Annotated in this window: 19 protein-coding genes and 2 pseudogenes; 14 read left to right on the forward strand and 7 right to left on the reverse strand. The window is 61.2% G+C overall.

What is annotated here, in order from left to right; translation table 11 throughout:
* Positions 1-341 precede the first annotated feature (341 nt).
* The 5 genes from NKH63_RS24430 to NKH63_RS24450 all read left to right on the forward strand — a co-directional run bounded on the left by NKH63_RS24430 (position 342) and on the right by NKH63_RS24450 (position 13,582).
* Positions 342-1,079 carry a 4'-phosphopantetheinyl transferase family protein gene (locus tag NKH63_RS24430; protein ID WP_352642734.1) on the forward strand — a complete coding sequence of 246 codons (738 nt, stop codon included), beginning with the start codon at positions 342-344 and terminating at the stop codon, positions 1,077-1,079.
* A 272-nt stretch (positions 1,080-1,351) separates the two neighbouring features.
* Positions 1,352-10,519 (forward strand): SDR family NAD(P)-dependent oxidoreductase, encoded by a 9,168-nt coding sequence (locus tag NKH63_RS24435; RefSeq protein WP_352918987.1) that lies wholly within the window; start codon positions 1,352-1,354, stop codon positions 10,517-10,519.
* 56 nt (positions 10,520-10,575) lie between these two features.
* Positions 10,576-11,712 (forward strand): efflux RND transporter periplasmic adaptor subunit, encoded by a 1,137-nt coding sequence (locus NKH63_RS24440; RefSeq protein WP_352918989.1) that lies wholly within the window; start codon positions 10,576-10,578, stop codon positions 11,710-11,712.
* The gene (locus NKH63_RS24445; protein ID WP_352858854.1) at positions 11,709-12,857 is read left to right on the forward strand and encodes an ABC transporter permease; all 1,149 of its coding nucleotides are present in this window, start codon (positions 11,709-11,711) and stop codon (positions 12,855-12,857) included. Before NKH63_RS24440 ends, NKH63_RS24445 begins: the two co-directional genes overlap by 4 nt.
* A 101-nt stretch (positions 12,858-12,958) precedes the next feature.
* Positions 12,959-13,582, forward strand: a complete 624-nt coding sequence (locus NKH63_RS24450) for an ABC transporter ATP-binding protein (protein ID WP_352715402.1) — start codon at positions 12,959-12,961, stop codon at positions 13,580-13,582.
* Between the two features lie 117 nt (positions 13,583-13,699).
* Here NKH63_RS24450 and NKH63_RS24455 read toward each other — a convergent pair whose 3' ends face one another.
* Entirely contained in the window at positions 13,700-14,659 is a 960-nt protein-coding gene (locus NKH63_RS24455) for a DMT family transporter (RefSeq protein WP_352919015.1), read from the reverse strand.
* A 401-nt stretch (positions 14,660-15,060) separates the two neighbouring features.
* Here NKH63_RS24455 and NKH63_RS24460 point away from each other — a divergent pair, with 401 nt between their 5' ends.
* The 5 genes and pseudogenes from NKH63_RS24460 (at position 15,061) to NKH63_RS24475 (ending at position 18,277) form a co-directional block, all read left to right on the forward strand.
* A complete protein-coding gene (locus NKH63_RS24460) occupies positions 15,061-16,392 on the forward strand; it encodes a PQQ-dependent sugar dehydrogenase (RefSeq protein WP_352918991.1) in 1,332 nt (443 codons plus the stop codon).
* 168 nt (positions 16,393-16,560) lie between these two features.
* Positions 16,561-16,674: pseudogene (locus NKH63_RS31390) on the forward strand (transposase); the annotation flags it as partial.
* A gap of 826 nt (positions 16,675-17,500) precedes the next feature.
* Positions 17,501-17,686 carry a hypothetical protein gene (locus NKH63_RS24465; RefSeq protein ID WP_023720306.1) on the forward strand — a complete coding sequence of 62 codons (186 nt, stop codon included), beginning with the start codon at positions 17,501-17,503 and terminating at the stop codon, positions 17,684-17,686.
* Between the two features lie 49 nt (positions 17,687-17,735).
* Positions 17,736-17,987 (forward strand): hypothetical protein, encoded by a 252-nt coding sequence (locus tag NKH63_RS24470; RefSeq protein WP_352482027.1) that lies wholly within the window; start codon positions 17,736-17,738, stop codon positions 17,985-17,987.
* Positions 17,984-18,277 carry a hypothetical protein gene (locus NKH63_RS24475; protein ID WP_352482028.1) on the forward strand — a complete coding sequence of 98 codons (294 nt, stop codon included), beginning with the start codon at positions 17,984-17,986 and terminating at the stop codon, positions 18,275-18,277. The genes NKH63_RS24470 and NKH63_RS24475 overlap by 4 nt, the downstream gene beginning before the upstream one ends.
* A 77-nt stretch (positions 18,278-18,354) precedes the next feature.
* Here the strand turns inward: NKH63_RS24475 and NKH63_RS24480 are convergent, their stop codons facing one another.
* Positions 18,355-18,822, reverse strand: a complete 468-nt coding sequence (locus NKH63_RS24480) for a DUF995 domain-containing protein (RefSeq protein ID WP_156948081.1) — start codon at positions 18,820-18,822, stop codon at positions 18,355-18,357.
* 79 nt (positions 18,823-18,901) lie between these two features.
* Here NKH63_RS24480 and NKH63_RS24485 point away from each other — a divergent pair.
* A pseudogene (locus tag NKH63_RS24485) lies at positions 18,902-19,075 on the forward strand (recombinase zinc ribbon domain-containing protein); the annotation flags it as partial.
* Between the two features lie 61 nt (positions 19,076-19,136).
* Positions 19,137-19,598 (forward strand): hypothetical protein, encoded by a 462-nt coding sequence (locus NKH63_RS24490; protein ID WP_023719289.1) that lies wholly within the window; start codon positions 19,137-19,139, stop codon positions 19,596-19,598.
* A 45-nt stretch (positions 19,599-19,643) separates the two neighbouring features.
* Here NKH63_RS24490 and NKH63_RS24495 read toward each other — a convergent pair whose 3' ends face one another.
* The 4 genes from NKH63_RS24495 to NKH63_RS24510 all read right to left on the reverse strand — a co-directional run bounded on the left by NKH63_RS24495 (position 19,644) and on the right by NKH63_RS24510 (position 24,864).
* The gene (locus NKH63_RS24495) at positions 19,644-19,802 is read right to left on the reverse strand and encodes a hypothetical protein (RefSeq protein ID WP_352482029.1); all 159 of its coding nucleotides are present in this window, start codon (positions 19,800-19,802) and stop codon (positions 19,644-19,646) included.
* Between the two features lie 143 nt (positions 19,803-19,945).
* Positions 19,946-23,149 carry an efflux RND transporter permease subunit gene (locus NKH63_RS24500; protein ID WP_352482030.1) on the reverse strand — a complete coding sequence of 1,068 codons (3,204 nt, stop codon included), beginning with the start codon at positions 23,147-23,149 and terminating at the stop codon, positions 19,946-19,948.
* On the reverse strand, positions 23,146-24,276 hold the full coding sequence (locus NKH63_RS24505) for an efflux RND transporter periplasmic adaptor subunit (RefSeq protein WP_352482102.1): 1,131 nt from the start codon (positions 24,274-24,276) through the stop codon (positions 23,146-23,148). The genes NKH63_RS24500 and NKH63_RS24505 overlap by 4 nt, the downstream gene beginning before the upstream one ends.
* 324 nt (positions 24,277-24,600) lie before the next feature.
* Positions 24,601-24,864 (reverse strand): DUF1194 domain-containing protein, encoded by a 264-nt coding sequence (locus NKH63_RS24510; protein WP_352482031.1) that lies wholly within the window; start codon positions 24,862-24,864, stop codon positions 24,601-24,603.
* Positions 24,865-25,534: 670 nt separating this feature from the next.
* Between NKH63_RS24510 and NKH63_RS24515 the strand changes: the two genes are divergently transcribed.
* A complete protein-coding gene (locus NKH63_RS24515) occupies positions 25,535-25,699 on the forward strand; it encodes a hypothetical protein (RefSeq protein ID WP_023719283.1) in 165 nt (54 codons plus the stop codon).
* 79 nt (positions 25,700-25,778) lie between these two features.
* A complete protein-coding gene (locus NKH63_RS24520) occupies positions 25,779-25,967 on the forward strand; it encodes a hypothetical protein (RefSeq protein ID WP_352482032.1) in 189 nt (62 codons plus the stop codon).
* A gap of 399 nt (positions 25,968-26,366) precedes the next feature.
* Here NKH63_RS24520 and NKH63_RS24525 read toward each other — a convergent pair whose 3' ends face one another.
* A complete protein-coding gene (locus tag NKH63_RS24525) occupies positions 26,367-26,882 on the reverse strand; it encodes a hypothetical protein (protein ID WP_023719281.1) in 516 nt (171 codons plus the stop codon).
* Positions 26,883-26,923 lie beyond the last annotated feature (41 nt).

Here is a 26,923-nt window from a genome sequence, read left to right on the forward strand (position 1 = left end):
ATAATCGTTGGCAAGCACACGGAGAACGATGCATTGCTCGGCGCGGTCGGCCTCGTGCTGCGCCACAACAGCCGACTGCGATGATCCGGCTTCGCATCGATCGGTGCTTTGAGACTCGTTGTTTCACATCGGTGCGCACCCGCAACACGACCAAGTCCCTCCGGCCGTTGGACTGGTTCACTCTGGCGCGTTAGAGCGTGGCTGATGATGAGCGTGCCGAGAGGTGTTATAAGGGTCGCGTGCGTTTATGGTGTTAACGGGCAAGCTTGGGAGCGGTTGTCAATGCCATATTGCTGCAGCAGGCCAAGCCCCACCCCTCGCCCGGCCGGGAAAACTGCAAGATGAAGCAGAGCGGAGTTGTCTTGCCGCACGGTGGTGGGCGGGTGGTGCCGGCTCTCGGGATCGACGTCCATGTGTGGCGGGTCGCCCTCGATGCTCCCCTTTCGCAGTCGGACCTGGCCGTGCTCAATCCAGCTGAATTGACCAGGGGCGGCCGGTTTGTTTTCGAGCAGGATCAGCGGCGCCATCTGGCAGCTCATGCCGGCTTACGCGGGGTGCTGTCCATTTACACCGGTCGGGCGCCGGGAGAGCTCGATCTGCGGCAGACCCCGCAGGGAAAGCCGTTCCTTGCTGACGGGCGCCTCTCCTTCAATCTTTCGCATTCGGGGGAGCTTGCCCTTGTGGCCGTGGCTGCCGCCGGGCAAGTCGGCGTGGATGTCGAACGCGTCGCCTCGAGGAGCGGGGAGATGTCCATTGCCCGTTCTCTGTTCGCGCCTGGCGAGATCGCACAACTTGAGTCGCTGGCGCCAGAGGCCCGCCGCCTCATGTTCTGCCGGCTTTGGACTTGTCGCGAAGCCGCGCTCAAGGCTGTCGGCGTCGGCCTCTCCGGAGAGGGACTCGAGATAGGGATGGACGGGAGCGGCGAAGCCTATATCCTTTCGCCGCCGCTGGAATTGGTTGAACCCCTCAGGCTCATTGAGTTCCGCCCAAGCGGGCACCACGTGGCCGCTGTCGCCTGGAGTGCACGCGGTCCTCAGGCCGTCGCACGCCGCTTCGATTTCGACTTGGGATTGCCTTGACGCTCCGGAACCGGATCTCGGTGACCCCTGTTGTTGGCGACGAGGATCGAGCGGACGGGTCCTCTTCAAAAGCAATCAGATCGGCTTAATAACTAGTCAAATTAGCCTAAAAAGTAGTCAGATCGGCTTAAATGACACATTTTGCGACAAAAATGCTAGGCTGGTGAATTTTGCTCTTGGACCTTCCGTTGGGACATGCACTTAAATACGCCGTGACTTAAATGCGCCGGGGGTTGGGCAATCCACGGTGTATACTAGGCGGGGGTCTGGGCATGAACATTCATCGTGGGGGCGATGCCCCTCAGCAGGTCATTGAGTCAACACAGCCAATCGCAGTTATCGGGATTGGCTGTCGGTTCCCCGGAGGGATCCAGGACGCGGACTCGTATTGGAACTTTCTCCTGGAGAAGAACTGCGGCATCGTCGATATCCCGGCAGATCGCTGGAATGTCGATGCTTTCTATGATCCGGAGCCCGATGCCCGGGGAAAGATGCGGACGCGCTGGGGTGGTTTTCTTGCCAGCGACGTTTTCGGCTTCGACCCGAGTTTCTTCGACATGTCGCCCCGCGAGGTGACAACGATGGACCCGCAGCAGCGCCTGGCGTTGCAAGTGGCCTTCGAGGCCGTGCAGGATTCCGATCTCACATTGGCCGATCTGCGCCGTGGACGCACCGGCGTGTTCATCGGCATCTCGACCAACGATTTCGCGCAGAACCTGCGCCGCGGACGTGTTGGCGGCGGCGACATCTTTGCCGGCACCGGTTCGGCGTTCTCGATCGCGGCCAACCGAATATCCCACCGTTTCGATCTGAAGGGGCCGAGTATCGCCGTCGACACGGCGTGCTCGTCGGCGCTCGTTGCCATCGACCAGGCAGTGCGCCACCTGAGCACCGGCACCTGTGAAACGGCGCTCGCCGGCGGCGTCAACTGCATGCTCGATCCAGGGCCGTTCATCGCATTCTCCAGCGCCAACATGCTCTCGCCGACCGGCGGTATCTACACCTTCGACGAAAGGGCGGACGGGTTCGTGCGCGGCGAAGGCTGCGGGTTCGTGTTGCTGAAGCTTCTCGACCGGGCAATTGCCGACGGCGACCGGATCTATGGCGTGATCCGTCATTCGATGGTCAATCAGGACGGGTATACGCCGACCCTGACGTCTCCGAGCGGGGAAGCACAGCAAGCGATGCTGGAGGCGCTGGTGGAAGGCGCCTCCATCGATCCGGCCGATGTCGACTATGTCGAGGCCCATGGAACCGGCACGCCGGTCGGCGATCCAATCGAGGCGGCTGCTATCGGCCGCGTATTCGGTGTGAATTCACGCCCAAAACCGGCCTATGTCGGATCGTTCAAGCCCAATCTCGGCCACCTCGAATCGGCGTCCGGCATTGCGGGTTTCATCAAGACGGTGCTGACGGCGGGAAAGGGCATCGTGCTGCCGAACCGGAATTTCGAGCGCCCGAATCCGAGCATTCCGTTCGACGCGCTCAACATCGCTGTGGCAACGAAGCCGACGCCGATCGACCACCACGGCCGGCCGATCCTGGCCGTCGTCAACTCCTTCGGCTTTGGCGGTACCAATGCCTCCATCGCCGTGGAAGGATGGCGGGGGTTGTCCGCCAACGCCAACCGTGCGCCAAGGCCGGTGATAGCCGGCCATCCGATAGCCGTCCCGATCTCGGCCGGCAGCACGGCGGGACTGGAACTGTGGGCCGGCCGTCTAGCCGATGCGCTGGAGCAGGGAGGCTCCCTTGCGGAGACGCCGGTCGAAGACATCACCGCCCATTTGAGCAGCGCGCGCGATAACTTCGCCCAACGGGCTGCGCTCATCGTCGAGCCGGAGCGCGCCGCGCTCCAGACCCAACTGCGCGCATTGGCTAAGGGAGCCATCGAGCAAAGCGCGGAAGGGCCAACCATCATCACCGGCAGGGCATCCAACCGTCGGCTCGCCATCGCCTTCTCGGGCCAGGGCGGCCAGTGGTGGGCCATGGCGCGCCGCCTGTTGAAGGAAGACCGTGCGTTTCGCCGAACCGCCGAGATGTTCGACGAAGTGCTGCGTCCGATGGTCGGCTGGTCGACCGTCGAGGAGATGCTGCGGGACGAGAAAAAGACCCGCATCAACGATGCCGACGTCACCCAGGCATCCATCTTCACTACGCAGATATCCCTCTACGAACGCTGGATAAAGGCCGGCGTACGGCCTGAGCTTCTGATCGGCCACAGCTTCGGCGAGGTCGCGGCCACTTACGTTTCAGGTATCATCGATATCGAGACGGCGGCTCGCATCATCGCCAAACGCGGCCTCATACCGCTGAAGAGCGAGCGGCGCGGTGCAATGGCCACGATAGGGCTGACGGTTCAGCAACTCGAACCTTTGCTCCCCGGTGACGAAAGCGTCGTCATTGCCGCCTACAACGGCCCGATCGCGCAAACGATTTCCGGCATGGAGGACGCGGTGCTTGGCGTACTGGCCAAGGTCGCGGAAGCCTATCCCGATGCGACGGCCCGCCGGATGACCATGGATTTCGGATGGCACAGCGCGCATCTGGAAGACTGCAAGGAATGGTTCCTCGGCGAACTGGGTCCGGTCGGCTGGAAAGAAGGCCGTCTGCCGATCATCTCGACCGTCACCGGCATATTCGAGACGAAATTCGACGCCGACTACTGGTGGGCCAATTTGCGCCAACCCGTCAGCTTTACCAAGGCATTGGATTTCACCCTCGATTTCGGCATCAATACTTTCCTGGAAATCGGTCCGCACCGCACGCTAACGCCGCTCATCCGAGGCATCTCGCAGGAGCGCGGCGCAGACGCCGCCGCGGTGAACTCGCTCGATCGCAAAACTGACGATTTCTGGACGCTGGCGCGGGCCGAGGGCAGCCTGCATGTTGCCGGCGTCGAATTCGACCGGCCGAAATCGTCGAGTGGCCACGTGGCCGTTCCCAAGTTACCCTGGAACAACCAGCGCCTGCTGAATACATCCGAGGAAACCAAGAGCTTCCTGTTCGAGGCACCCCGGCACGCACTGCTTGGATGGCGCGACTTCACCGCGGGGCCGTCCTGGACGAACGAAATCACGCTTAGAGGCTTCAAATTCCTGGCTGACCATCGCGTCAGCGGCGATTGCCTGTTCCCGGCCGTCGGTTACATCGAAATCATGGGGGCCGCGCTGCGCGACCATTTCGGATCTGACTCCGTGGAGCTGCGTGATTTCAAACTGTACGAAGCGCTTTCCATCGCAGAGGACGACGTCATATTGTTTACGACGACGTTCGATCCGGTCGGTAGCAGGCTGCGCATCTCCACGTTCCATCGGGGTTCGGACGACGGCTGGAGGACTCGTGCCGAAGCTTATGGCTTCAGCCACAAATATGAACTTGCACCAGCTCCCGCCGACCTCCTGCTGGATCGCCCGAACCTTGTCGAAAAGACGGAATTCTACCGTCTCGCCGAACGGCACGGGCTTGAATACGGTCCCTATTTCCAGTCGGTGAACGCACTCGACATTGTCGGCGACCGCCTAGTTGCCAGGCTGTCGAGCAAGGACCCCAACTTGTCGAAGCAGTATTTCGCCTTCCCCGGATTGCTCGACGCGGTGCTCCAGGCCGGCATCGGCCTGGCTTCGCATCGAGACGGCGTGTGGGTTCCAGGTGAATCGCTGCCGCCGGCTAATGAAGACAAGGCCCAGTATCAGTTGCGCCTGCCAACCGGCGCGCGCAAGATCCTGCTGGGCGCTCCGATGACGCCCGAGGTGATCGTCGACATCCAGCCGGGTCTCGACCCGTACTCAATGCGGTTCAGCGTATTCTCGCCGGAAGGGCAGCCGCTCATCGTTCTCGACAACCTTCAGACAAAGGCGCTGGGCAAGGTCAGGGGCAGCAGGGCCAAGCAGGGTGCCGGCTCGGGCTCCAGTGTTTTTGAGGAGCATTTCGAGAAGCAGGAAGCCAAACCCGCAGCGCCCTCATTGCGTTGCGCCCACTGGTTGGTGGTGGGTGATGGAACGCAGCGCCTCGAAACGACATTGGCTGAGTTGGTTAGCCGTGGAGCGACGGTCGAGGTCGCCAACCCGGCGCCGTTCCTGAACCTCGATGCGGATGAAGCGCTCGCCACGATCCGGGCATTCATGACCAAATCGGGTGGGAAAGGCGGCATCCTGTTCAGCGCCGCCGCCCCCGAAAAACTCGACGACAAAGCAGGCGGGGACGAGCTTCTCGCCAGGATCACGCCTATCGTCCACCAATTAATCACGCTTGGAAAAGTCATCGACCGGCTGCACAGTTCGTCCGAACCGCGGCCCGAACTGGTTGTCGTCACGTCCGGCAGCCGGCTTGTGCAAGGTGACCAGCCGATGAGCCTTTCAGGCCTGAGTGAGAGCGCCTTAATCGGCATTGCTCGCACAATGGCAAACGAGTTCAAAGGTTTGGGCATCCGTCTTATCGATGCGGATCCCACATCGCTGCACTCGGGGGTGAGCATTTCAGGTGCCGTGCTGGAGGAAACCGCAGAGACGGAATTCGTCCTGCGCGGCGCCGAACGCTACGTCCCGCGGTTGGAGCAGCTGGCTTTGCACGAAGTGGCGCCGTTGCGGCGGACGCTGGAGACGGCGCGGGATTCTTCCAACTTCGCCGCCACCATGACGGGGCCTGGTACCATCGACAACATCGTACTGCGCGAAATCGCTGATCCCGAATTGGCTTCGGACGAGGTCATGGTCGAGGTCGCCGCGGTCGGACTGAACTTCCGCGACATTATGGCGGCCACCAGCATCTTGCCGGACGAGTTGGAGAGTGACGAGGCATATTGGCGCAATCTCGGGCTGGAGTTCGCCGGCACCGTCCGCAGGGTCGGCGAACGGGTGACCAACCTCAAGCCCGGCGATCGCATCATGGGTATGGGCAAGGGCTACCTCAGGCGCTTCGCCAAGCTCCGGGCGGATCTCGCCATGCGCGTACCCGACGGCATCGATCTGATCGAGGCCGCGACCCTCCCGACAGCGTTCCTTACCGCTCACTACGCACTCAAACATATCGGCCGATTGGCACAGGACGAAATCGCGCTGATCCATCTGGCTTCGGGTGGTGTCGGCCTCGCCGCCATCCAGGTCGCGCATGATGTGGGGGCTCGAGTCTTCGGCACTGCAGGTAGCGACACAAAACGCGCCTTCCTGAAGAAATGGGGCGTGGACGAGGTCATGAATTCGCGCGCTCTCGATTTCGCCGACGAGGTGCGGTCCCTGACGCGTGGCCGCGGCGTGGACGTGGTGCTGAACGCGCTGTCTGGCAACGGCATCGACAAGAGCCTGGAGTGCCTGGCGCCCTTCGGCCGGATGGTCGAAATCGGCAAGCGCGATCTCGCCGACGACAAGCCGATCGGGCTTCGCTCGCTTTATCGCAACAACGCCTATTCGGTCATCGACCTCTCGACGCTCCCCGTGGAGAGGGAGAGCCTCTTCAGGCAATTGCTGGCGGAGGTCGAGGCAAAGGTTGCCGCCGGCGTCTACAAGCCGCTGGAGGCGACTCGCTTCCCGGCATCGCGCACGGCGGAAGCCATGCGCATGCTTTCGCGAGCGCTGCACATCGGCAAGGTGATCGTCACTTTCGACGAACCTTCCGTGGACATCGAACTTGACCTCGGCGCACAGTTCGCCGTCTCCGCTCGGGCCTCCTACCTCGTCACGGGTGGGCTCAAAGGCTTTGGCGTTGCGATCGCCGATTGGCTCAGTCAGAAAGGCGCGGGGACTATCATCCTTGCCAATCGAAGCGGTGTTCCAGATGCCGAAGCGGCTGTGGCTATCGAGATCATGGAGCAACGCGGCACGCGCATCGTTCGCGCGGCGCTGGACGTGACCGATGCTACCGCCGTTGCCAGGCTGATCGGCGAATATGCTGGGGGTGACGCTCCTCTGCGCGGCATCGTGCATGGCGCCGCAGTGATCGAGGACGCTTTCGTCTCGCAGCTCGATGCAGGCAAGATCGACCGCGTGCTGAGGCCGAAGATAGCCGGCGGGTGGAACTTGCATGTCGCCGTCGTCGAACACGATATCCCACTGGATTTCTTCGTGAATTTCTCTTCGATCGCGCAGGTTATCGGTTCGTCTGGGCAGGCCAACTACACAGCGGCCAACTCTGTTTTGAACGCAATCGCTACGTACCGCAGGGGTCGCAACCTGGCCGGCTCGTCGACCGCTTGGGGCATGATCGCCGGCAGTGGATTCGTTGCCAGGTCGGAAGCAATGACCAACTATCTCGATAGTGTCGGCATCAAGCCGGTTCAGGATTCTGAAGCGGCGGCGGCCCTGTCCTATCTCGTGCGCGCCAGATCGGAGAATCTCGGCTTTGCCAATATCGACTGGGCTGCGATCGCGCGCACGAACCCCGGCGCAGCGACGAATCCGAGGATTTCGCCGCTGCTTGGAGACAGAACCGGAGGGCGCTCTCGCATTCAGGCCGAGCTTGCAGCCGCGCCACGCGAGGCGTGGGACGACCTGCTCGCCGACATGATCCGGCGCGAAGTGGCGAAAGTCCTCAAGGTCGAGGCAAGCGCCTTGGCGGATGACCGCAAGCTCAGTGAGCTAGGTCTCGACTCCCTCTCATCATTCGAGCTGAAAAACCGCGTCGAGGCTCAGGTCGAAGTCGACATCCCTGTCGCCAAGTTCCTGCAAGCGCCGACGATCGCGGGACTGTCGCGCCTCGTCGCTTCCGCTTTCGAGGCGAAGCTGAAGGCGTCCGCCTTGCAGGTCCTGGCCGCACAATCGAGTTCCGATGGCGTTACAGCGCAGGAAGCCTTCCGGCCTCTGGGCCGCCAGGTCGATGCGATGATGCTGGATGGACGGCCTATGTCGTCGGCCGTCGCAAAGGCCGACAATCAGATCCTGGTCGAGACGAGTATTGAGCCCGGCGTGTCGCTGGCTGCGCTTGCGACAAGATTGGCGCGACTGGTCGAGAGACACGATGCGCTCCGGATGACGGGTGCGATATCGGCGTCCGGCGCCGTAGAGATCGGCTTCGAGGCTCAACCTGTTGTTGAAGTGCTTTCGCCGGGCGGTCGTTTGGGCGATGTGGCACTGCCTGGTCCGCTATGGCGGATCGGCGCGTGGCAGCGGCAGGATGGCGGTCACGACCTGCAAATCCGGGCTCATCGCGCGGCTGCCGACATGTTGTCGGTTCACCTTTTGCTCGCGCAGCTTGTGCAAGACGAAGCGGAAGCGGTCGAAGCAGCGCCTAGTTTTGCCGACTATGCGCGCGCAGTTCATCCAGTGCCCGGATCGAGCGAGTATCGTCGCGATTTCGCCTACTGGAAGGAGATCCTTCACCACGCGCCTGCGATCACACCGATCCCCGGCCGCAGTCGTGCCTCGTCTCCCGCCGGTATGGGAACGAACAGGGGCCGTGTCGGGTTGCTGGAAATTACGCTTCCCGCAGCAGCATTCGCGTCGAGATCGGAGTTGCCGTCCGCGCGCTTTCTGACCGCCTATGCCAAGGCCTTGGCAAACCGCCTCTCGCTCCAATCAATCGTCGTCGACCGCTGGTATAGCGAGCGCGGGGAGGGAGCACCAAGCGGATTGATAGGCCCCTTGGATGGGTCCTATCCGATTGTCCTGCGAGCCATGAATGAACTCGGTTACGATCTGCTGAGGAAGGTCGAGCGTGCCGACGCAAACGGCCACGCGCATCGGTCAATGGATACGTCGTCCCTGGAACTGGCGCTCGAAGAGGATCTGCGCATCCGCCATGTTTCGCTGCGCCAATTCGGCTTCGCTTTTCTCGACGGCAGCCAAGTTACGGCGCTCGCCGCCTTGGACCATCCTCTCGATGCGATCCCCGCATCCGCGCACGAGATTCAATTGTCCGCAGCGGCAAGCGACGCCGGTGTTGTCTGCCGGCTGAGCGTGGATCTCGACGTCGTCGAAGAAGCAACAGCGCGGTTGCTACTCGATCAGTTTCTGGACGAGCTTTCCTCCGAGTTCGAAACGTCAGGCCGCCTGCTGCCCACCGCAACGGGCTGGAGGCTGCGCGAGTGGTCTGGTCAGCCGAGTGGAAGCCAGGACGTCGAGCGCTCGCCGCTCGACGACGTGCCCAACGTCGAAAGAGAGATTGCTGTGACCAGCACACAACTGGGGTTACTGCGTTTCCAGGAACATCCAGACGCGACTTCGCATGCGCGTGCCGCATTCATTGTAAGCAAGGAGTTCAAGATCCGGCCGCAGATGGACGCCGATCGTCTCAGACGAGCGATCGAAACGGTCATGGCGCGCCACGAGGTGATGCGTACCCGGTTCTTCCGCAAGGGGGCTAGATACGGCGCGTATCTGGAAAGGACGCCGACCGATTTCTTCAGGGTCGAGCAAGTCGCCGACGAGGCCGAAGCGATGGAGCGCGCAACCGAACTCGCGCAGGAAGGCATAGATATCGAGGCGCCGATGTTCCGTGTCACGATCATCCGGTTCGGCTCCGAGAGCGACCTTATCGTCGCCAAGGCACATCATCTCGTCGTTGACGGCTATTCCCTCGGCCTCATCGTCGAGGAGACAGTCAAGGCTTATCTCGGGCTGCCTCTTGATCCGGTGGAAATGAGTATCGACCGGTTCATCCGGGATTTCGACCATGTCGGAAAACCCGGTTCGTTCGAGCGGCGCGACGCATTCCTGCGCAAGGTATTCGTCGAGCCCTTGCCGCAGGTTCCCAATCTCGGGCGCAAGGCGAAAGGCTGGCGGACGAATGTCAATCTGATCGATTGCAGCCTCAGCGAGGACGTGACGCTCTCGATAGCCAGCGACCAGCAGGATGCGCTGCGCAAGCGTGCCAGGGCAGCCGGCACGACGGAAACGGCCATGATCATCGCGGCCTTTGCGCAGACCATCGGGGCGCGCGGCGGCGTGGACGACATGGTGATGCAGGTTCCAGCAGCCTTGCGCCACGACCGGCGGCTGGAGAACTATGTCAATTTCGTCGCCTCGGACGTGCCCGTGCGCGTGCGGCTGTCGCGGTTCGAGACGATCGAAGCGTTAGCCGGTTCGCTCGGAGAAGGGATCGAAGAGGCTATCCATTTCGCGCCCTTCATGGATTCGAACTACTTCGGAGACGTGCATGACGATGTCGTGGCCAAGGGGTCCTATACCTCCCTCTTCGTCGCCGGCACCCAAACAGTCGACAGATGGACACGCGCCACGCAGTCGGCCCCGCTTCAAAGGGCCCATGCCAGTGGCGAGCTTGATCTCGGCATGTTCAAAGTGACGCCCCTGCCTGACATGCGACGAGAAAAACCACGTACCAGCGAGATGGATCTGCGTACCTTTCCGACCGCGAACGGTCTCGGTCTGACCTTGATATTCGACCAATTAGGCTATGACCATGCGGAAGCAGAAGATATCCTAAGGGAAGTCATCGAACGGCTGTTGGCCGGGCAACCGGCGGTCGACGCCGCCGAGCAGGCGGCGATATAGCGATGCGTCGATCCAGGATCAGCGGGGCCGGTGGAAGCCGGTGCAGGTAAAGATACGTGATTCGCTTCATCTTAATTTTGTTTGCCGTTCTGGCGGCCGTCGGGCTCTTTTCTGGTTGGTATATCTGGCCTGCTCAGGTGGAGTCCTATGTCGCCCAGCGAAGGCTGATCGCGCGTGAAATCGCCGGACCCGGCCTCCTTGGTGCAACCAACCAGGTCATCGTGACGGCACGGATCCAGGCATTCCTGGCCGACGTTCGCGTCGACCGGAATGACGAGGTGAAGACCGGCGATATCCTCGCCACGCTAAACGCGACTGAAATCGAGTATCAGCTTGCCGCCGCGGTCGCCAACGACCGGGCTGCGGCGGAGAGCGTGCGCGAGGCCGAATTGGAGCGTGACCGGCTGGCTATCGCCGCCCGTACTGCAAAGGCAGATCTGGATCGCAGGAAGAGCCTGCTCGCCAGCAAATCGATTTCTCAGGCCGAGTTCGACCTCTTCGAAGGTACCCAGAAGCAAGCCGAGGCCGCATTGGCGCGAGCGACCGCTAGCATCGAGCGCGCAAAGGCCCAGGTCGCGGCCGCCTCCGCCGAGGTCGAGCAGATACGAAGCCGTTTCGGCGAAACCTCCATACGCTCGCCTGTCAACGGGGTGGTGGTTTCCCGCAGCCGCACGGTGGGGGACCTGCTTTCTCCGGGCGTCGAACTGATGCAGATTGTCGACCCGACGTCATTGCTGGTCATGGCACGCTTCGACGAATCCGCAATGGGATCGCTTCGGCCGGGGCAAGTAGCCAAAGTCACCTTCTCATCGGATCCGCAACGACCCTACGCTGCTTCCATTGCGCGGATCGGCCGGCAGGTCGATCAAGAGACCCGCGAGTTTACGGTCGATCTTAAATTGCGTGAGGTGCCGGCGAACTGGGCTGTGGGTCAGCGTGCAAGCGTCACCATCCAAGCGGAATCGCCGTCACCAGGCATTGCGGTGCCACAGCGGTTCCTGGCGAGAAACCAGGGACGGGTGGGTGTATGGATTGCACATGACGGGCGGGCCTATTGGGCTCCTGTTTCACTGGGCTACTCCAGCGGCACCGATATCGAGATCACGCGCGGCCTAAAGGTAGGTGATGTCGTGCTCGGTCCGACAGGCCGCTTCCAGTACCAGGCGGTTAACCTCCAGGCATTGGGCAGGTGAATCTCGCGGTCAAAGATATCAGGCATAACCTGCTGAGGTTCATCCTGACCGTTTTCGGCGTCGGCCTGCTGATGGCGGCGACGATCGGCATGCTGGGCATGTATCGCGGCATCGTCTACGAAGCCTTGATCGTGATCGACGGCATTGGTGCCGACCTCTGGGTCGTCGAAGGGGGAAAGTCCGGACCGTTCGCCGAATCTTCCGCCGTTCCGGCCAATCTCGATCGCCGCGTGGCCGGTGTGGCCGGTGTGGCGGCAACGCGGCGGTTCATCCAATACAACCAGCAGTTCGAAATTGACGGGCTTCCGCTGCGCATGTCGGTCACTGGTGTGGACTATCCAAGCGACAGTGGCAGCTGGATACCGTTGATCGCCGGCCGGTACTTCCAATCAAATCGCTATGAGGCCATCGCCGACAAGACTCTCGGCCTGGTTGTGGGTGACGAGATCCGGCTTGGACGAGATAGCTATACGATTGTCGGCGTGTCGACCGGGCAGGTCGACATGGGTGGCGACGGATTGTTGTTCGTCACCATCCCGGACGCGCAGGTCATCAACCAACTGCTGCCCAGCGAGGCGATCCTCCTCAACCGTGCGGCCAAGGGCAAGACGCGCATGGGTCTCGGCGACGAGACCGGAAGTGTCGCTGCCGTCATCGTCGAAACTCTCCCGGGCGCGGACAAGGAGGTCGTGCGTGACTCGATCAAACGCTGGGGCGACGTCGAGGTCCTCACGCAGCAGGACCAGGAAACGCTTCTACTGGACGGCCGCCTCGGCAAGCTCCGCGTCCAGATCCTGGCTTTCACGACGATGACGCTGCTGATCTGCTGCGCCGTCATAGCACTGACCATCTATACGATGACGATCGAGAAGGTCGCGCAGATAGCACTTCTGAAGCTGATCGGCGCGCGTGACCGGGTGATCATCGGCATGATTGCGCAGCAGGCGGGGTTGATCGGCTTTTGCAGCCTCGTTCTGGCCATAGCCATCTCGTTTACGATCTATCCGAGGTTTCCAAGAACTGTGCTGATCACCGAATCCGATCTTGGCGTGTTGTCGTTCGTGCTGATGGCACTCAGCCTTGCGGCCAGCTGGTTTGCGATTCGTCGCGCGCTCGCGGTCCGTGCCCAGGAAGTGTTGGCCTGATGTCGAAGCGCCGCCTCGCCACGCTGGAGGTTCGGAACGCCAGCAAGGTCTACCAGAGCGGGGGCTCGCCGGTCACCGCGCTGGCGGCAGGTTCGCTGACCTTGAGCCCCGGCAGCGTTACCGGCATCGTCGGGCCCAGCGGCTCCGGCAAGACGACGCTGCTGATGATCGCCGGTCTGCTGGAGACACCGACCACGGGAGAGGTCCTGTTCGACGGCAAGGTGATTTCGCGTCCCGGTGCGAAGCTCAACGAGCTACGAGCCTTCAGGCGGAGCCATCTTGGGTTTGTGTTCCAGAAAGCGAACTTGATCCCCTTTCTCACGGCCGCCGAAAACATTGCCATCGCCATGCAGGTCAACGATGTCGGTCGCCAGCAGGCGCAGGCGCGAGCCAGCCGGCTTCTCGCCGCATTGGGCATTGAACATCGCGGCTCCAATTATCCTTCCCAACTTTCCGGCGGCGAGCAGCAGCGCGTTTCAATCGCCAGGGCCTTGGCAAACGATCCCACCGTTATTCTGGCCGACGAACCTACCGCCGCACTGGATGGTACACGGGCGGAGATGGTGATGAAGGTTTTCAGGCATCTGGCGGACAGCCGCAATGTCGCGATCTGCGTTGTGACTCACGATACGCGCTGGAAAACTTATTTCGATTCGATGCTCGAACTCGAGGATGGGCGGGAACGAGCGCCGTCTCCCTTTGGCTTGATGGCTGAACGGCATTAATCAACGGGCGGCGTGGGCCAAGGCGCGGTACAGAGCCGGCTTCAATGATCCGGCTTCGCTTCGGGTGGTGCTTTGATTCTACGAACTGCTCGCCGAAGCGGCGGAACTGATGTTTGCCTAAGCGACACGCACCGTGCGCTGCCTCGGCTTGATCGCGGTGGCGAGCAGCAGGCCGGCGACGATGAAGGCGGCGCCGGCGAGATCGTAGTCGTGCAAGCTTTCGCCAAGGAACAGATAAGCGAGCACGGCGACGAAGGCGGTCTGCAGATAGAGCAGCATGCTGGCGCGCCCGGCGCCAAGCGTCTCGACGCTGCGGTTGTAGAGATAGTACATCAGAGCGCCGCCCGGGCCGGCAACATAGGCGAGGGCCAGAAGGCCGTTCGCATGCAGCGCCGAACGATCCCCGGAAAACAGTTCCCAGAGATAGAGAGGCAGTGCGGCCAGCGCGCCGGCTCCCAGCAGCAGGACCACCATCGGCAGAAGCTCAATGCCGAATTTCGCGCGACGCAGCAGCACGGTGTAGAGGCCCCAGCAAAGCGCGCTGCCGACGATCCACAACTCGCCGGGATTGAACCGTAGCTGCATCAGCGCGGCAAGGTCGCCGCGCGCCACGATCACCACCATCCCAGCCAGAGCGACCGGCGCTCCAAGCGCTTTCCAGACACCGAGGGGCTCGCCAAGCACGAAGCGGGCAAGCACCATGGTCATGATCGGCGACAGCGCCATGATGATGCCGGCGGTTGTCGCGTTGGTGTAGTTGAGGCCCGTGTAGATCATGCCCTGACACAAGGTCAGCCCGATGGCGCCGATGGCCAGCACCTCGATCACCCGGGATTGGATCAGCACGAGCATCGCCCCGTGATGACGATGGACGATAGGCAGCAGGATCGCGCAGGCGAGCGTCAGCCGCCAGAAGCAGAGCGCCCAAGGCGGCATCTCGGGGGCAACCCACTTGGCGGCAATATAGACGCCGGCGGACAGGAGCCAGCAGAGCGTCGCGAGGGAATAGGCGAGCGGAAGTGATGCGCCGGGTGTCGCCTTAGCTACATTTGGCTGTGCTATCGGCAGTGATTGGATATCCGTCTCCTCCCATCGCAGACTTTAGCAGATTTGCAGCGTCTTGCTAAGCAGCAACAACAGCTGGTTCACCGGCTGGTGCAATCGGTGGGTCATTGTGGGTCCCGCCGTTCACGGTCTCGTTCCATTCGAACGCATGTTGGCCCATGAGCAACTCGATACCGAAAAGCGCAAGCCGTATCGATTTCGCGCGATACGAATCTGAGATTCATATTGCGCGACAGATATTCGCGCGGTTGCCACAATCTTCTCGCGCCATATTTCTGCCGAGAGCAGATCTGTCGCGAATTCCTGGCCCTCGGATCCGAGCGCCGCTGTTTTTTTCGAAGCAATTGGAAGAATAAGCCACTGACTTCCGTTTGCACAAAGAGCGCGACACATATCCATGCGGAGGACGTCCGATGCATGCCGGCTTCCGAGGGAGCGTACTCGTAGCGGTGTTGGGCGCCGTCATGGCAAGCTGCGCCGGCATCCCGGCGCAAAAAACCGGGGCAATAACCGGCTATGGCCCCAACCCCACTTTACCGAAACCAAGACCGACGCTGATCCCGACTGTTAACATCGCCGAGGCGAAAGGCTGGCAGAAAGGAGGTATGCCGACCCCGGCGAAGGGGCTGACAGTGAACGCCTTCGCCACCGGCCTCGACCATCCGCGCTGGCTGCATGTGCTTCCGAACGGCGACGTTCTGGTTGCTGAAACCAATGCCCCTGCCAAGCATGACGAAGGCTTCAGTCTTAGAAAGGTCTTCATGGACCTGGCTATGAAGCGGGCTGGCGCCGCGACCAAAAGCGCCAATCGCATCACGCTGCTGCGCGACACCGATGGCGACGGCATTGCGGATGTGGGCACGACGTTCGCGGAAGGCCTCAATTCGCCCTTCGGCATGACGCTGTCCAAAGGCAAGCTCTTTGTCGCGAACACCGACGCGCTCGTCGCTTTCCCCTACTCCAATGGCCAGACCCGAGTCAGCACGTCGCCGGAAAAGATCATCGACTTGCCGGCCGGGGACCTCAACCATCATTGGACCAAGGACGTGATCGCAAGTCCGGATGGACGCAAGCTCTATGTCACCGTTGGTTCCAACAGCAACGTTGGAGAAAACGGCATAGCCGCGGAGAAGAACCGCGCCACTGTCCTTGAAGTGGATCGGTCGACCCGCCGCACGCGGGTCTTCGCCTCGGGCCTGCGCAACCCGAACGGGCTCTCCTGGAATCCTGAAACTGGCGAGCTTTGGGTCGCCGTGAACGAGCGTGACGAGATCGGCGACGATCTCGTGCCGGATTACATGACCTCGGTTCGTGACGGCGCTTTCTACGGCTGGCCCTACAGCTACTACGGACAGAACGTCGACGAACGCGCTAAGCCGCAGCGCCCCGATCTCGTGGCGACGGCGGTCAAGCCCGATTACGCCCTGGGCTCTCATACCGCCTCGCTGGGACTGACCTTCTCCAAAGGCGCCCGGCTCGGTCCGACCTACGGCAACGGCGCCTTCGTCGGCCAGCACGGCTCGTGGAATAGAAGCGTGCACAGCGGCTACAAGGTGATCTTCGTGCCGTTCCATGGCGGCAAACCGAGCGGTCCTCCGAAAGATGTGCTCACTGGCTTCATCGGGCGTAATGGCGAGGCGATGGGCCGTCCGGTCGGCGTTGCTATCGATCAGACTGGCGCACTGCTCGTCGCCGACGACGTCGGTAACGTCATCTGGCGGGTCCGCCGGGCGAATGGCCGTTGAGCGCAGGTGCCTTTCTGATTCCGACCTCACCAGCCTTCGGCTACAGCGCCACGCCCGATATGGCTGCATTCGGCTACGATCTCGATGCATATGGCAGGCTGAGCGACCCGAGACATAGGTGACATTTTGTACCGGACACATGGGTAACACTTTTGGCTTTTGGCCGGAGGCATTTGGCTCGTCAGCTTCATGCACTATGATCTGGGATATCTCGACCTGGAACAGAGGACGTTGCAGACCATCGGCAATCCGTTCGGCACGAGATTGTCACCCATGTCTTAGGTACAAACTGTTACCCATGTCTCCGGGCTGGACAAATATCTGAATTTGGTAGCGGGAGACCGCTACATCGCAATACCCACTATCGAAGACGCGTCTTCCATTTTCGCCGGCATGCGGCGTAGCTGCAAACTACGAATCTGGGGTCAGGAGTTCGAATCTCTCCGGGCGCGCCAACATTTCAATGACTTAGAAGGACATCGCAGACTAGAGAGAGAAATTAGTCTGCGATTTAGTCTGCGGAGTTCATCGTCTTTCTCTGGTCTCGACATGTGAACGACGGAGAGTTCCTAGCCAAGGGTCCAGTCGCTAGGCTGATGCGCTCACCTCTCGACGTGAACGGTGCGCTGAGGCTTCTAACCAGGATTACACCTGCCGTAGCAGTAGGGAAGCTGAACGTCCGAAGTTGGCGCAATCGCGCAGTTCCCGAAACGAAAAGTCTGACCCGCAGACGACGAACGTCTGCCGCGACGTCAATGTCGGCTTTGCGGGGGCCTCGCCCTACGCCGGAATCCGTTTCGGCAACAAGGCACGAGCCCGGGATCCCAAATAACAACTGCAGAGGAGAGCGCTTTGATCCGGCGTTGCGTACAGGATCGAATGACGCAACGGATCGACAGCCGCACACTTGTGCCAGGAAGCGGATCGCCAGATTTGGCTCGAGAGCAGGCATTTCGGACTTTTGGGATAAGTCCGGTTCGGGGCATAGTTCATGCCGATGCTCGCGGGGCGCTTGAAGGTCTGGCTCTGACCTTCCGAGCCACGGAGCCGCAACTCCACTTTCGGCTACAGAACTGCTGGCCAACTCCAAGTTCAGATTCTGCCCAAAATGAGCGCCGCCAAGGAGAAGATGACCTTCGCCGATCTGGAGCCGCTGATCTGTGACGCGGACAACGTGGCCGACGTCTTGCTGACCATGCTGGAGGTCTTTTCCACAGTACCTGACGGGAATTTCGTTCTGACCCAAGCGAGGGGGAGCGCCTTTTCTTCATTGCCACCATTGCAGAGCAGATGACGCGGAAGGTTAAGAACGCCTACTACGAAACCCTCGGGGGCGCCGCCTCATGACCGCGCCTTCAGATGACCTCGACGACCTGCAATTCGATACTGGGAACCTGCACCACTTGCTCGAAGTGCTCTATGGCCAGACCATGGAACAGGAGTTCGAGCGCGACGGGAAGAGGGTCGCTTTGGCGGACCAAATAAGCGCGCTGGCCATGATCGCCCGCGACCTCGCCGAACGTCTGAACGAAGCGGCTGGAGCGTGTATCGACAACGCGATGGCCGACGCCAAGGCCAGAAAGGCGGCATCATGAGCGCCGTCCCGACCGTCGAACCGTTCTGCGTCTCTGACACGTTCGTCACTGGTGCCGGCCCACTCCAATTTATGGGCGACAATCTCAGGCTGACGCTGCATGTCCTGCAGCGCTCGACTTATGACGGCGGCACAGAAAATGCCGTGGTATCAAAGATTGTTGGAAGTCGCACCGATATGCTGAAAATCGCCGCCGCCATTCTCAGTGCTTGCAACTCCCGGTCAACGCCAGCGGACAGAGCGGTGGAAAACTTCATGGAGTTCCTTGAAGGGCCCGCTGGGCGCCACTGAACCGGCACCCAGACGGAACTGCTAAGCCGCCGCCTCACGGTGGCGGGCTTTTTCCTTGCGTGTTCCTGTCGCTTTTGTCACTCCCCGCCTGCAGCAGCGTATTTTTTCGCCACTAAATCTCCGTCCTTAAGCTTCTTAACGGTAGTGGTAACATACCCGCTCTTTAGATCCGGCTTTGATCCATCATAGTGGACAGACCAAAGGTCATATATCCTTTTTCCAGAACGCCAAAATTTGTTGCAGTCCCTGTAGATTTTTGGATCACCCTTTGGCTTATTCTTGGCGCACATCTCATTACCACTTACGCTCCAAGTGCCCTTAAAAGTTGCCGTTACCTTAGGTTTGCCAAAGATTCCTTTGGTTGTGCCGTCAGATGCATAGTAAATGCTAGAGACGTCATAAATACCGGTCTTGCCTGAATATATCGCCTTGACCTCGGCTGCGGTTAATTCGACCGCGTCCTTCGGCAGCTTGCCGGCCCATGCGGACGCACACACAAAACTAGTCAAAGCGCCGCCTAACAGAAAAATTGCAAATGCACGCATAAAGACCTCCCTCTCTTTGCCCAAGCAATGACTAATTTAGCATTTCCTCAGAGGAGAATCGAGGCAGGAAATCGCCGACGTGAGGCACTTGCGCTGGCACACCCCGCTGCGCTGCGGCGCCTGCGGGTCGGGCATATCGGTCAAGGACAGGATGGGTCGCCTGACGCGCATCATGTGCACGCGCGCCAAGGAATCGCGCTCATGCACCAATGTCAGGCCCTATGCGCTCGATCATATCGAAGCGACGGTCATCGACGGGTTGCGCGCCAGGTTGAACGACAAGGCGCTGATCGACCACTATGTCGCTGCCTACAATGACGAGCATCAAAAGCTCTATTCGGGGCAGGGCGCCTCGCGAAAAGGCCGCCCAGCGGCTCGACGCCGCCAGGCGCGAATACGACCGCGTGCTGAACGCCTATGTCAAAGGCATGATTTCGGAAGCCGAAGCCGAGCAGCGCTTGCCAGTGCTACGCGAGGAGCGCCAGCACCTCGAGGCCGAGCTCGCCGTGCTGCCGCAGCCGCCGAAGGTCGTGACGCTGAAGCCGGCGCTTGTCGCCCGCTACATCCGCGATCTGGAAGCGCTCGCCGCCGCGATCGGAGAGAATGGCTTCGTCTCGGAAGAAGCCAAGAAGATCGTCCGCGACGTCGTGTCGACCGTGACAGTCTACCCGCCGAAGGCAGGCGAGCAGCCATCGATCCTGATTGATGGATACCTGTCAAACATGGTCGACCAAGGCCTTGGCCACCTCGTCTCCGTTCGGGGGGAGCGATGGTAGCGGGAGAGCGCTACCGCCTTTCCCCAGACCCTATAATTTACCAGTTCAGGCTTCGTTGCTGCGGTTGAGTAGAGCCGTCTGCTGGGAATCAAATTCGGGGGTCAGCAGTCTAATCTCTTCGGTCGTGCCAGATATCTTAAACGAATCAAAATCCAGCGCTTTGGTCCGGTGTTGAAAGGCAGCTTCGCGCCTGATTTCGGTCATAGAGATCAGCTTCGCCGCGTCCTGAAAGCAGACATCGCAAGCGAGGACTCCGGAGGTCGCGGTTGTCGCGCAGATCGTGGCCGTTACCGCGCCGCCGATTTTCTGGAGTGATAAGCCGCGCCCGACGCGGCGAATTCGTAACCCTACTCGGCGGCCGTCTCCGATGGCGCCTCTGCCGGCCCCGAAGGCTCGGCCTCGGCACGGGGCTTGCGCCGTGAAAACAGCGACCTGAGCGTGACGTAGAACACCGGCGTCAGGAACAGGCCGACGAAGGTGACGCCGAGCATGCCGGAGAACACCGCGGTGCCCAGCGACTGGCGCATTTCTGCGCCCGGGCCCGTTGCGATCATCAGCGGCACGACGCCGAGGATGAACGAGAAAGCGGTCATCAGGATCGGCCGCAGCCTGAGCCGGCAGGCTTCGACGGCAGCCTCGGCGGCCGACAGGCCGCGTTCCTGCGCCTGGCGCGCGAATTCGACGATCAGGATCGCGTTCTTGGCGGCAAGCCCGATCAGCACGATGAGGCCGATCTGCACGAGGATGTTGTTGTCCAGCCCTCGGAAAGACACGCCGAGCAACGCCGCGAGCACGCCGAGCGGCACCACCAGCACAATGGCGAACGGCAGCACCCAGCTTTCATATTGCGCCGCCAGCGCCAGGAACACGAACAGCACCGACAGTCCGAAGATATAGACAGCGGCATTGCCGGTGTTGCGCTCCTGATAGGCGAGCTCGGTCCATTCATAGGAGGTACCGGCCGGCAGCGTCTTTGCCGTGATCCCTTCCATCAATGCCAGCGCGTCGCCCGTGGAAACGCCGGGCGCGGCGTTGCCCTGCAGCGGCACCGAGACGTACATGTTGTAGCGCTGGACCAGCGCCGGGCCGGTGACGTCGCGGATCTCGATCAACGTGCCGAGCGGAACCAGCGCGCCGGTCGCCGAGCGCACCTTCAGTTTCAAGATGTCGGCGCGATCGAGGCGGAACGCCTGGTCGGCCTGCGCCCGCACCTGGTAGACGCGCCCGAAAGCGTTGAAGTCGTTGACGTAGGCGGTGCCCAAATTGATCGACAGCGTCTCGAAGATGTTGGGGATCGGCACGTTCAGGATGCGCGCCTTGTCGCGATCGATCGCCAGGAAGAATTGCGGGCTCGACGCGGAGAACGTGGTGAACACGCCCGTCAGCCCCGGCGTCTTGTTGGCCATGCCGGCGATTTCGTTGGCAAGCGCCAGGATCTGCCGCATGTCGGCGCTGTTGCGCTCCTGGATCTGCAGCTTGAAGCCGCCGGCATTGCCGACGCCGCGGATCGGCGGCGGCGGCAGTGCGATAATGAAGGCTTCCTTGATGCTTTGCAGGCTGCCGAACAGATTGCCGATGACCTGGGTCGCCGACTGGCCGGCTTTCAGTCGCTCGTCAAACGGCTTGAACCTGGCGAAGATCACGCCCGCGTTGCTGGCGTTGGTGAAGGTCGCGCCGGAGAAGCCGGCGAAGGCGACTGCGTAGTCGACGCCTGGCGTTTTCTGGATGATCTGCGACGCCTGCTGGATGACCGCATCGGTCCTCGACAGCGAGGCGCCGTCCGGCAACTGGACGACGACGATCGCATAGCCCTGGTCGAGCGACGGAATGAAACCGCGCGGCACCGCCTGCACCATGTAGACCGTGGCGTAGATGAGGGCCGCGAAAACGGTCAGCATGGCGGCGATCGTTATCCACGACCCGACTAGCACGCGGATGATGCTCGAATACCAGTGGGCGACCCTGTCGAAGCCGCGATTGAAGCCGTCGGCGAGCGCCCGTCCGAACCGCGCCAGGAAAAAGCGCGGCGGCGCCGCCGCAGCGTGATGCGGCTTGAACAGCAGTGCCGCCAGCGCCGGCGAAAGCGTCAGCGAATTGAATGCCGAGATCGCCGTCGACACCGCGATGGTGATCGCAAACTGCAGGTAGAACTGCCCAGAAATGCCGGGGATGAAGGCTGTCGGTACGAACACGGCTATCAGCACCAGCGAGATCGCGATGACCGCCGTTCCGACTTCGTCCATGGTCAGGTGCGACGCCGGATTGGGCGCCAGCCCTCTGGCGATATTGCGCTCGACGTTCTCGACCACGACGATCGCATCGTCGACGACGATGCCGATCGCCAGAACGAGGCCGAACAGCGTCAGCATGTTGAGCGAGAAGCCGGCGGCGTAAAGCACCGCCAGCGTGCCGATCAGCGACACGGGGATCGCCACGATCGGCACGATCGCCATGCGCCACGATTGCAGGAAGACGATGATGACGATGATGACCAGCAGCATCGCCTCGAGGATTGTCTTGTATACCTCCTGGATCGACTCGGCGACGAACTCGGTCGGATTGTAGACGATGTCGTAGCTCAACCCCTTCGGGAAGTCGCGGGAAAGCTCCTTCATCTTGTCCTGGATCTCCGCGGCTGCGGCGAGCGCATTGGTGCTCGGCCGCTGGAAGATGGCGAGCGCCACGGCCGGTTTGCCGTTGAGATAGGAGTTGGTGACGTAATCCTTGGCGCCGAGCTCGATGCGCGCCACGTCCTGCAGCGAGATCAGACGGCCGTCGTCGGTCGATTTGACGATCACGTATCGGAAGTCGCGTGCGTCGTTGAAGCGGCCTTGCGTGGTGACCGTGTACTGGAACGCCGTGCCGGTGCGGGTCGGCGGCGCGCCGATCGAGCCACCCGACACCTGGACGTTCTGGTCGCGCAGCGCCTGCACCACATCGCCCGAGGTCATCCCCAGGGCGGACAGTTTTTCCGGATCGAGCCAGATGCGCAGCGAATATTCGCGTTCGCCGAAGATGATGAGGTCGCCGACGCCGTCGAGTCTGAGCAGTATGTCGCGCACCCGCGAGCGGGCGTAGTTCGAGACGTAGAGCTGGTCGTAGGTATTGTCGGGCGACAGCATGTGCACGACCATCATCAGGTCGGGCGAGGTCTTGGTGGTGGTGATGCCGAGGCGGCGGACTTCTTCGGGCAGGCGCGGCTCGGCGACCGACACGCGGTTCTGCACCAGCACCTGCGCCTGGTCGAGATCGGTGCCCAGCTTGAAGGTGATGGTCAGCGCCATCGCCCCGTCGCCCGATGAATAGGACGACATGTAGAGCATGCCCTCGACGCCGTTGATCTCCTGCTCGATCGGCGTTGCCACCGTCGCTGCGACCGTCTCGGCGTCGGCGCCCGGATACTGCGCGCGAACGACGATGGTCGGCGGCGCGATCTCGGGATATTGCGCGACCGGGAGCTGGGTATAAGCAATCCCGCCGAGGATCAGCAGGACGATCGAAACGACCGATGCGAAGATCGGACGGTCGACGAAGAAATGTGCGAACCTCATTGCTGCAACTCGGCGGTCTCGGCCTTGGGCGGCAACGTCACCATCTCGACCTTCACCTTGGTGCCGGGCCTGGCGTGCATCAGCCCGTTGACGATGATCGTCTCGTCGCCGGTCAGGCCCGCGCGGATCACCCGGTAGCCGTCGAGAAGCGGGCCGGTGCGCACAGGCTTGGCCGACACCATCCCGGCCTCATCCACCAGGAACACGATGCGGCGATCCTGATCGGCGCCGATCGCCTTGTCGGGCACCAGCACGCCGCTATGCGGCAGCGACCCCGGCACGTTGATGCGCCCAAACATGCCTGGCTGGAGAATGCCGTCGGCGTTGGGAAAACTTGCACGCACCCGCATGGTGCCGGTCGCGTTGTCGATCCGGTTCTCGGCAAAATCGAGCTTGCCTTTGAATACCGCCTCCGCGCGGTCGGCGACGCGAACCACCACCTCGAGCCCGCCGGCGCCTTCCTGCATGCTGCCGCCACGCTCCTTCGCGTCGCGGGCGTAGCTGAAATACAGGCGCTCATCGACGTCGAAATAGAAGTCGATCGGATCGCGCGTAACGATGGTCGTCAGCAAGGTAGAATCCGGCTGCACGAGGTTGCCGACCGACACCAGCCGGCGGTCGATGCGGCCGGACAAGGGCGCCTTGATCTCGGTGAATTCCATGTTCAGGCTGGCCGTCGTCAGCGCAGCCGTCGCGCCCTGCATCTGCGCCTGCGCCGAAAGGTATTCCCGCCGGCGGTCGTCGACCGTCGCGGTTGAGATATTGCCGGTCTTGGCGAGTTCGTCGGCGCGATCCAGCTGCATCTTGGAGAATTCGAGCAGACTCTTGGCGACGTCCACTTGCGATTTGGCGGCATCATAAGCCGCCTGGTACGGACGCTGGTCGATGGTGAAGAGCAGGTCGCCCTTGTTGACCAGTGCGCCGTCCTGGAAGCTGACCTTGTCCAGATAGCCGCTGACGCGCGAACGGATGGCGACCTGGTCGACGGCTTCGAAGCGCCCGACGAACTCGTCGTCCTCGACGATTTCACGGACCACCGGCTTGGCCGCCGTCACCGCGGGAAGCTGCTGGTCCTGCGCAAACGCAGTGCTGCTGAAAGCCATGCCGAGCAGGAATGCCGTCGACATGGCGGCGCGGGCAAGCCAGCCGGCCGATCGACGGGGTCGCCCGCCCGCGTCGCGATGCAATTGCCCATTCTCTGGGGTGTCCATTTGCGTCCTCGCTCGCTGGACCGGAGGTCGGTTGATCCGCTTCTACGCTCAGGCTTCTCGTCGAGATCAGAGCACTGCAGTGTTGTGCATGGCAACATGATCATTTTCCATGTGGGCTGAAATGTCCACCCTGTGGCTGCCCCGCCACCGGGCTAAAAGTCAGTCGCGAATTAAGGGATTCAGGATTCCTTTGATGGACGGCCTATGATTCATATTGGTCGAAGGAGACCGATATGGGCATTACCACGCCGGCCGGATTCTAATGGACTGCAACACTTCGGCATCGAGCAGTGCGTTGACATATCCCTCCCGCTGCAGCCGTTGTTCCGTCTCGCTCGTTGAAGACGATACATCGACACAAAGAACCAGTTCGAGATCCACCGAGGAAACCTGCTCCGCCGTGGCCGACAGCGACGTTGTCAGGCTCACCGCCACAGCGAATAGCACGCCTCGTGCCCGTTCGGGTTTTCTCCGACCAGCGAAGCGTGGAATGAAGGACATCATCTCGGCGCGTCCATCCGGTTGGTCAAACGGGAGGATGCTGCGGCGGCAATTGCACGCGGCGTCAGCCGCGAAACCGCGCGCACCAACTCGGCGACGGAAATGAAAAACCCGCCAAGGGGCGGGTCTAAATTACGTTTATGGTAGCGAGAGCCCGTTTTGCTGCTTCCCCCCCGAATGTTCCAATACCATTCGGCTGGCAGGACTCGGTCAGGAAGTAAGACCTCCATGCGCCTTCAGAATCCTGGCTTCTTGCAGCAGCGATGCACGATCGGTGCCAACCATGTCGATCAGGTCTCGAGCAAATCAGTTATGTGCGCGGCCGTCTCAACATCGTGCCGATGCGGAGGCGGACATGAGCGTGGCCCTACTGATGCCGCGCGAGCCGGTCCATGGGTGCGTTTGCTTCGGCCAACCTAGCCAGCGCTTGCTCGACTTTTTGAGCCGAGGCGTCTGTGCGCTGGATATGCCTCACCATTTCCCGCCTCAGCTGCGCGAGCCTTGCTGCGCGAAATACGTCGCCGTATCTCGCAGTTTCAAGGTGGAGGGTCGCGAGCCTCATGGGCGACGATTCCAATTATCTCGCAGTAGAATTCGCGGAGCCGACTTTCGTTCCGATGTCCGACCTTACGCTCGCAAAGGGCTGGCCGGAAGGCCGGGACGAGATCGTCCGATGATGCTGCTCAGTCGACCTGCTCAATCTCCGGACCTGGTTCAGTCGGCAGACCTGCCCGCAAAAGGCAAAGACAAACCTTCCGACCAGTGGAAGACCGTGACGCGGGAACGTGTCGAGCGGCTCGTCAACGCCTATCGCTCGGCAGAAAAGTCAGGCAACTAGAAAGCGCGTTCTGGTCTGCGGTCCAAGTCGAGATGATCAGGCAGTCCTGTCGTGGCAGTCAGCCCGGAGGGACCGCTGCGTGACCCGTGCGAACTCTGTCAGCGCTGCAGGGATCGATCTTCGTCAGCCGCGATCTCGCCTCTACCACGCGCCGTTGCGCGGCCTGTATTCTTCTGCACATCGCGAGATTCTCGGCCAGCATTTCTTCAGTGCGTTGAAGCGCGAGCTCGGTCCGGTGAATGCGCTGCCTGGCGTTGGCAACTTCTGACGTCAAAATATCGGCCGCCATCCCGTGGCCGTGGGGTTCCATAGTGTCCATTGATTTCTAATACATGGGGGCCGATATCGTTCCCTGATTTCGGGCGAAACGGCGGGCCGCAGACGGGCGGCGACACATTTTGAATCATTACCGTTAGGAGCCCGGAAGAAGAAAGTAGACGACGAAGTGATTGTTCGCCTCATTGATAGGTTGTCCGTTTAGCCCGCACTAGGCTGTGTCAGAGCGGGGCGGTTAGAATGCCGGCGTGACAGGCCAGTGAAAAGGCCATTCTGATCAACGACAGTTTCGATTGTTCGTCAGGCCGAATTCGCACGAAAATGGACAAAAGTTGAAACCAGAACCCCCAGGCCATGGTCTATCAAAGACCGAGGCCAGTGTTAGCGGCAATCAATCTTCGACCATCTCAAAATTGGAGCCGGAGATGTTGCGAACTCGCCAGTTGTGGCCTGCATTAGCCAATTCTGTGTTTAGCCACTTGGCAGGAGGAAGCTCTAGTCCTGCCATCATACGAGAAGTTATGCCGTCGTGGCTTAGGACGTACAGTCCGGCAAATTGCCGGACGATTTCAACGCGATTGGCGATTAGGTCCTTTTGAGCAGCATCCTTATCAACGGCCTTCGTCGTCGCGCTCAATCTCTCTTCAACTTCGGCCTGCAGTTTCGCGGGCACAGTAAGAAGTTTCGACACAAAGAAAATCGCCGCCAGCACCGTTGTCATACCTACGGCCGCCACAAGCTTTACTAGCGCTCCGGACATATCGCCAAGGAAATACCAAGTGGCAAAAAACACAGCGAAAAGCGGAGCCAGAGTAACTAGAATGCGCTCCCAATTGTTCCATCTGACCGATGCGAGACTTTCCCGCCAGGCGCGCTTTGCAATGGTCTTCCAGTAGGTCTTGGTCATTGCCGGTTCATAGCAGAATCGAGTTTCCAATTCAAACTGAG

The organism is Mesorhizobium sp. M0960 (assembly GCF_040319055.1).
Taxonomy (GTDB): Bacteria; Pseudomonadota; Alphaproteobacteria; order Rhizobiales; family Rhizobiaceae; genus Mesorhizobium.

Coding starts and splice junctions, on each gene's coding strand:
- NKH63_RS24430 (WP_352642734.1), top strand. CDS start 342: ATGAAGCAGAGCGGAGTTGTCTTGCCGCACGGTGGTGGGCGGGTGGTG.
- NKH63_RS24435 (WP_352918987.1), top strand. CDS start 1,352: ATGAACATTCATCGTGGGGGCGATGCCCCTCAGCAGGTCATTGAGTCA.
- NKH63_RS24460 (WP_352918991.1), top strand. CDS start 15,061: ATGCATGCCGGCTTCCGAGGGAGCGTACTCGTAGCGGTGTTGGGCGCC.
- NKH63_RS24465 (WP_023720306.1), top strand. CDS start 17,501: ATGAGCGCCGCCAAGGAGAAGATGACCTTCGCCGATCTGGAGCCGCTG.
- NKH63_RS24470 (WP_352482027.1), top strand. CDS start 17,736: ATGACCGCGCCTTCAGATGACCTCGACGACCTGCAATTCGATACTGGG.
- NKH63_RS24475 (WP_352482028.1), top strand. CDS start 17,984: ATGAGCGCCGTCCCGACCGTCGAACCGTTCTGCGTCTCTGACACGTTC.
- NKH63_RS24480 (WP_156948081.1), bottom strand. CDS start 18,822: ATGCGTGCATTTGCAATTTTTCTGTTAGGCGGCGCTTTGACTAGTTTT.
- NKH63_RS24490 (WP_023719289.1), top strand. CDS start 19,137: ATGACGAGCATCAAAAGCTCTATTCGGGGCAGGGCGCCTCGCGAAAAG.
- NKH63_RS24495 (WP_352482029.1), bottom strand. CDS start 19,802: ATGACCGAAATCAGGCGCGAAGCTGCCTTTCAACACCGGACCAAAGCG.
- NKH63_RS24500 (WP_352482030.1), bottom strand. CDS start 23,149: ATGAGGTTCGCACATTTCTTCGTCGACCGTCCGATCTTCGCATCGGTC.
- NKH63_RS24505 (WP_352482102.1), bottom strand. CDS start 24,276: ATGTCGACGGCATTCCTGCTCGGCATGGCTTTCAGCAGCACTGCGTTT.
- NKH63_RS24510 (WP_352482031.1), bottom strand. CDS start 24,864: ATGATGTCCTTCATTCCACGCTTCGCTGGTCGGAGAAAACCCGAACGG.
- NKH63_RS24515 (WP_023719283.1), top strand. CDS start 25,535: ATGATGCTGCTCAGTCGACCTGCTCAATCTCCGGACCTGGTTCAGTCG.
- NKH63_RS24525 (WP_023719281.1), bottom strand. CDS start 26,882: ATGACCAAGACCTACTGGAAGACCATTGCAAAGCGCGCCTGGCGGGAA.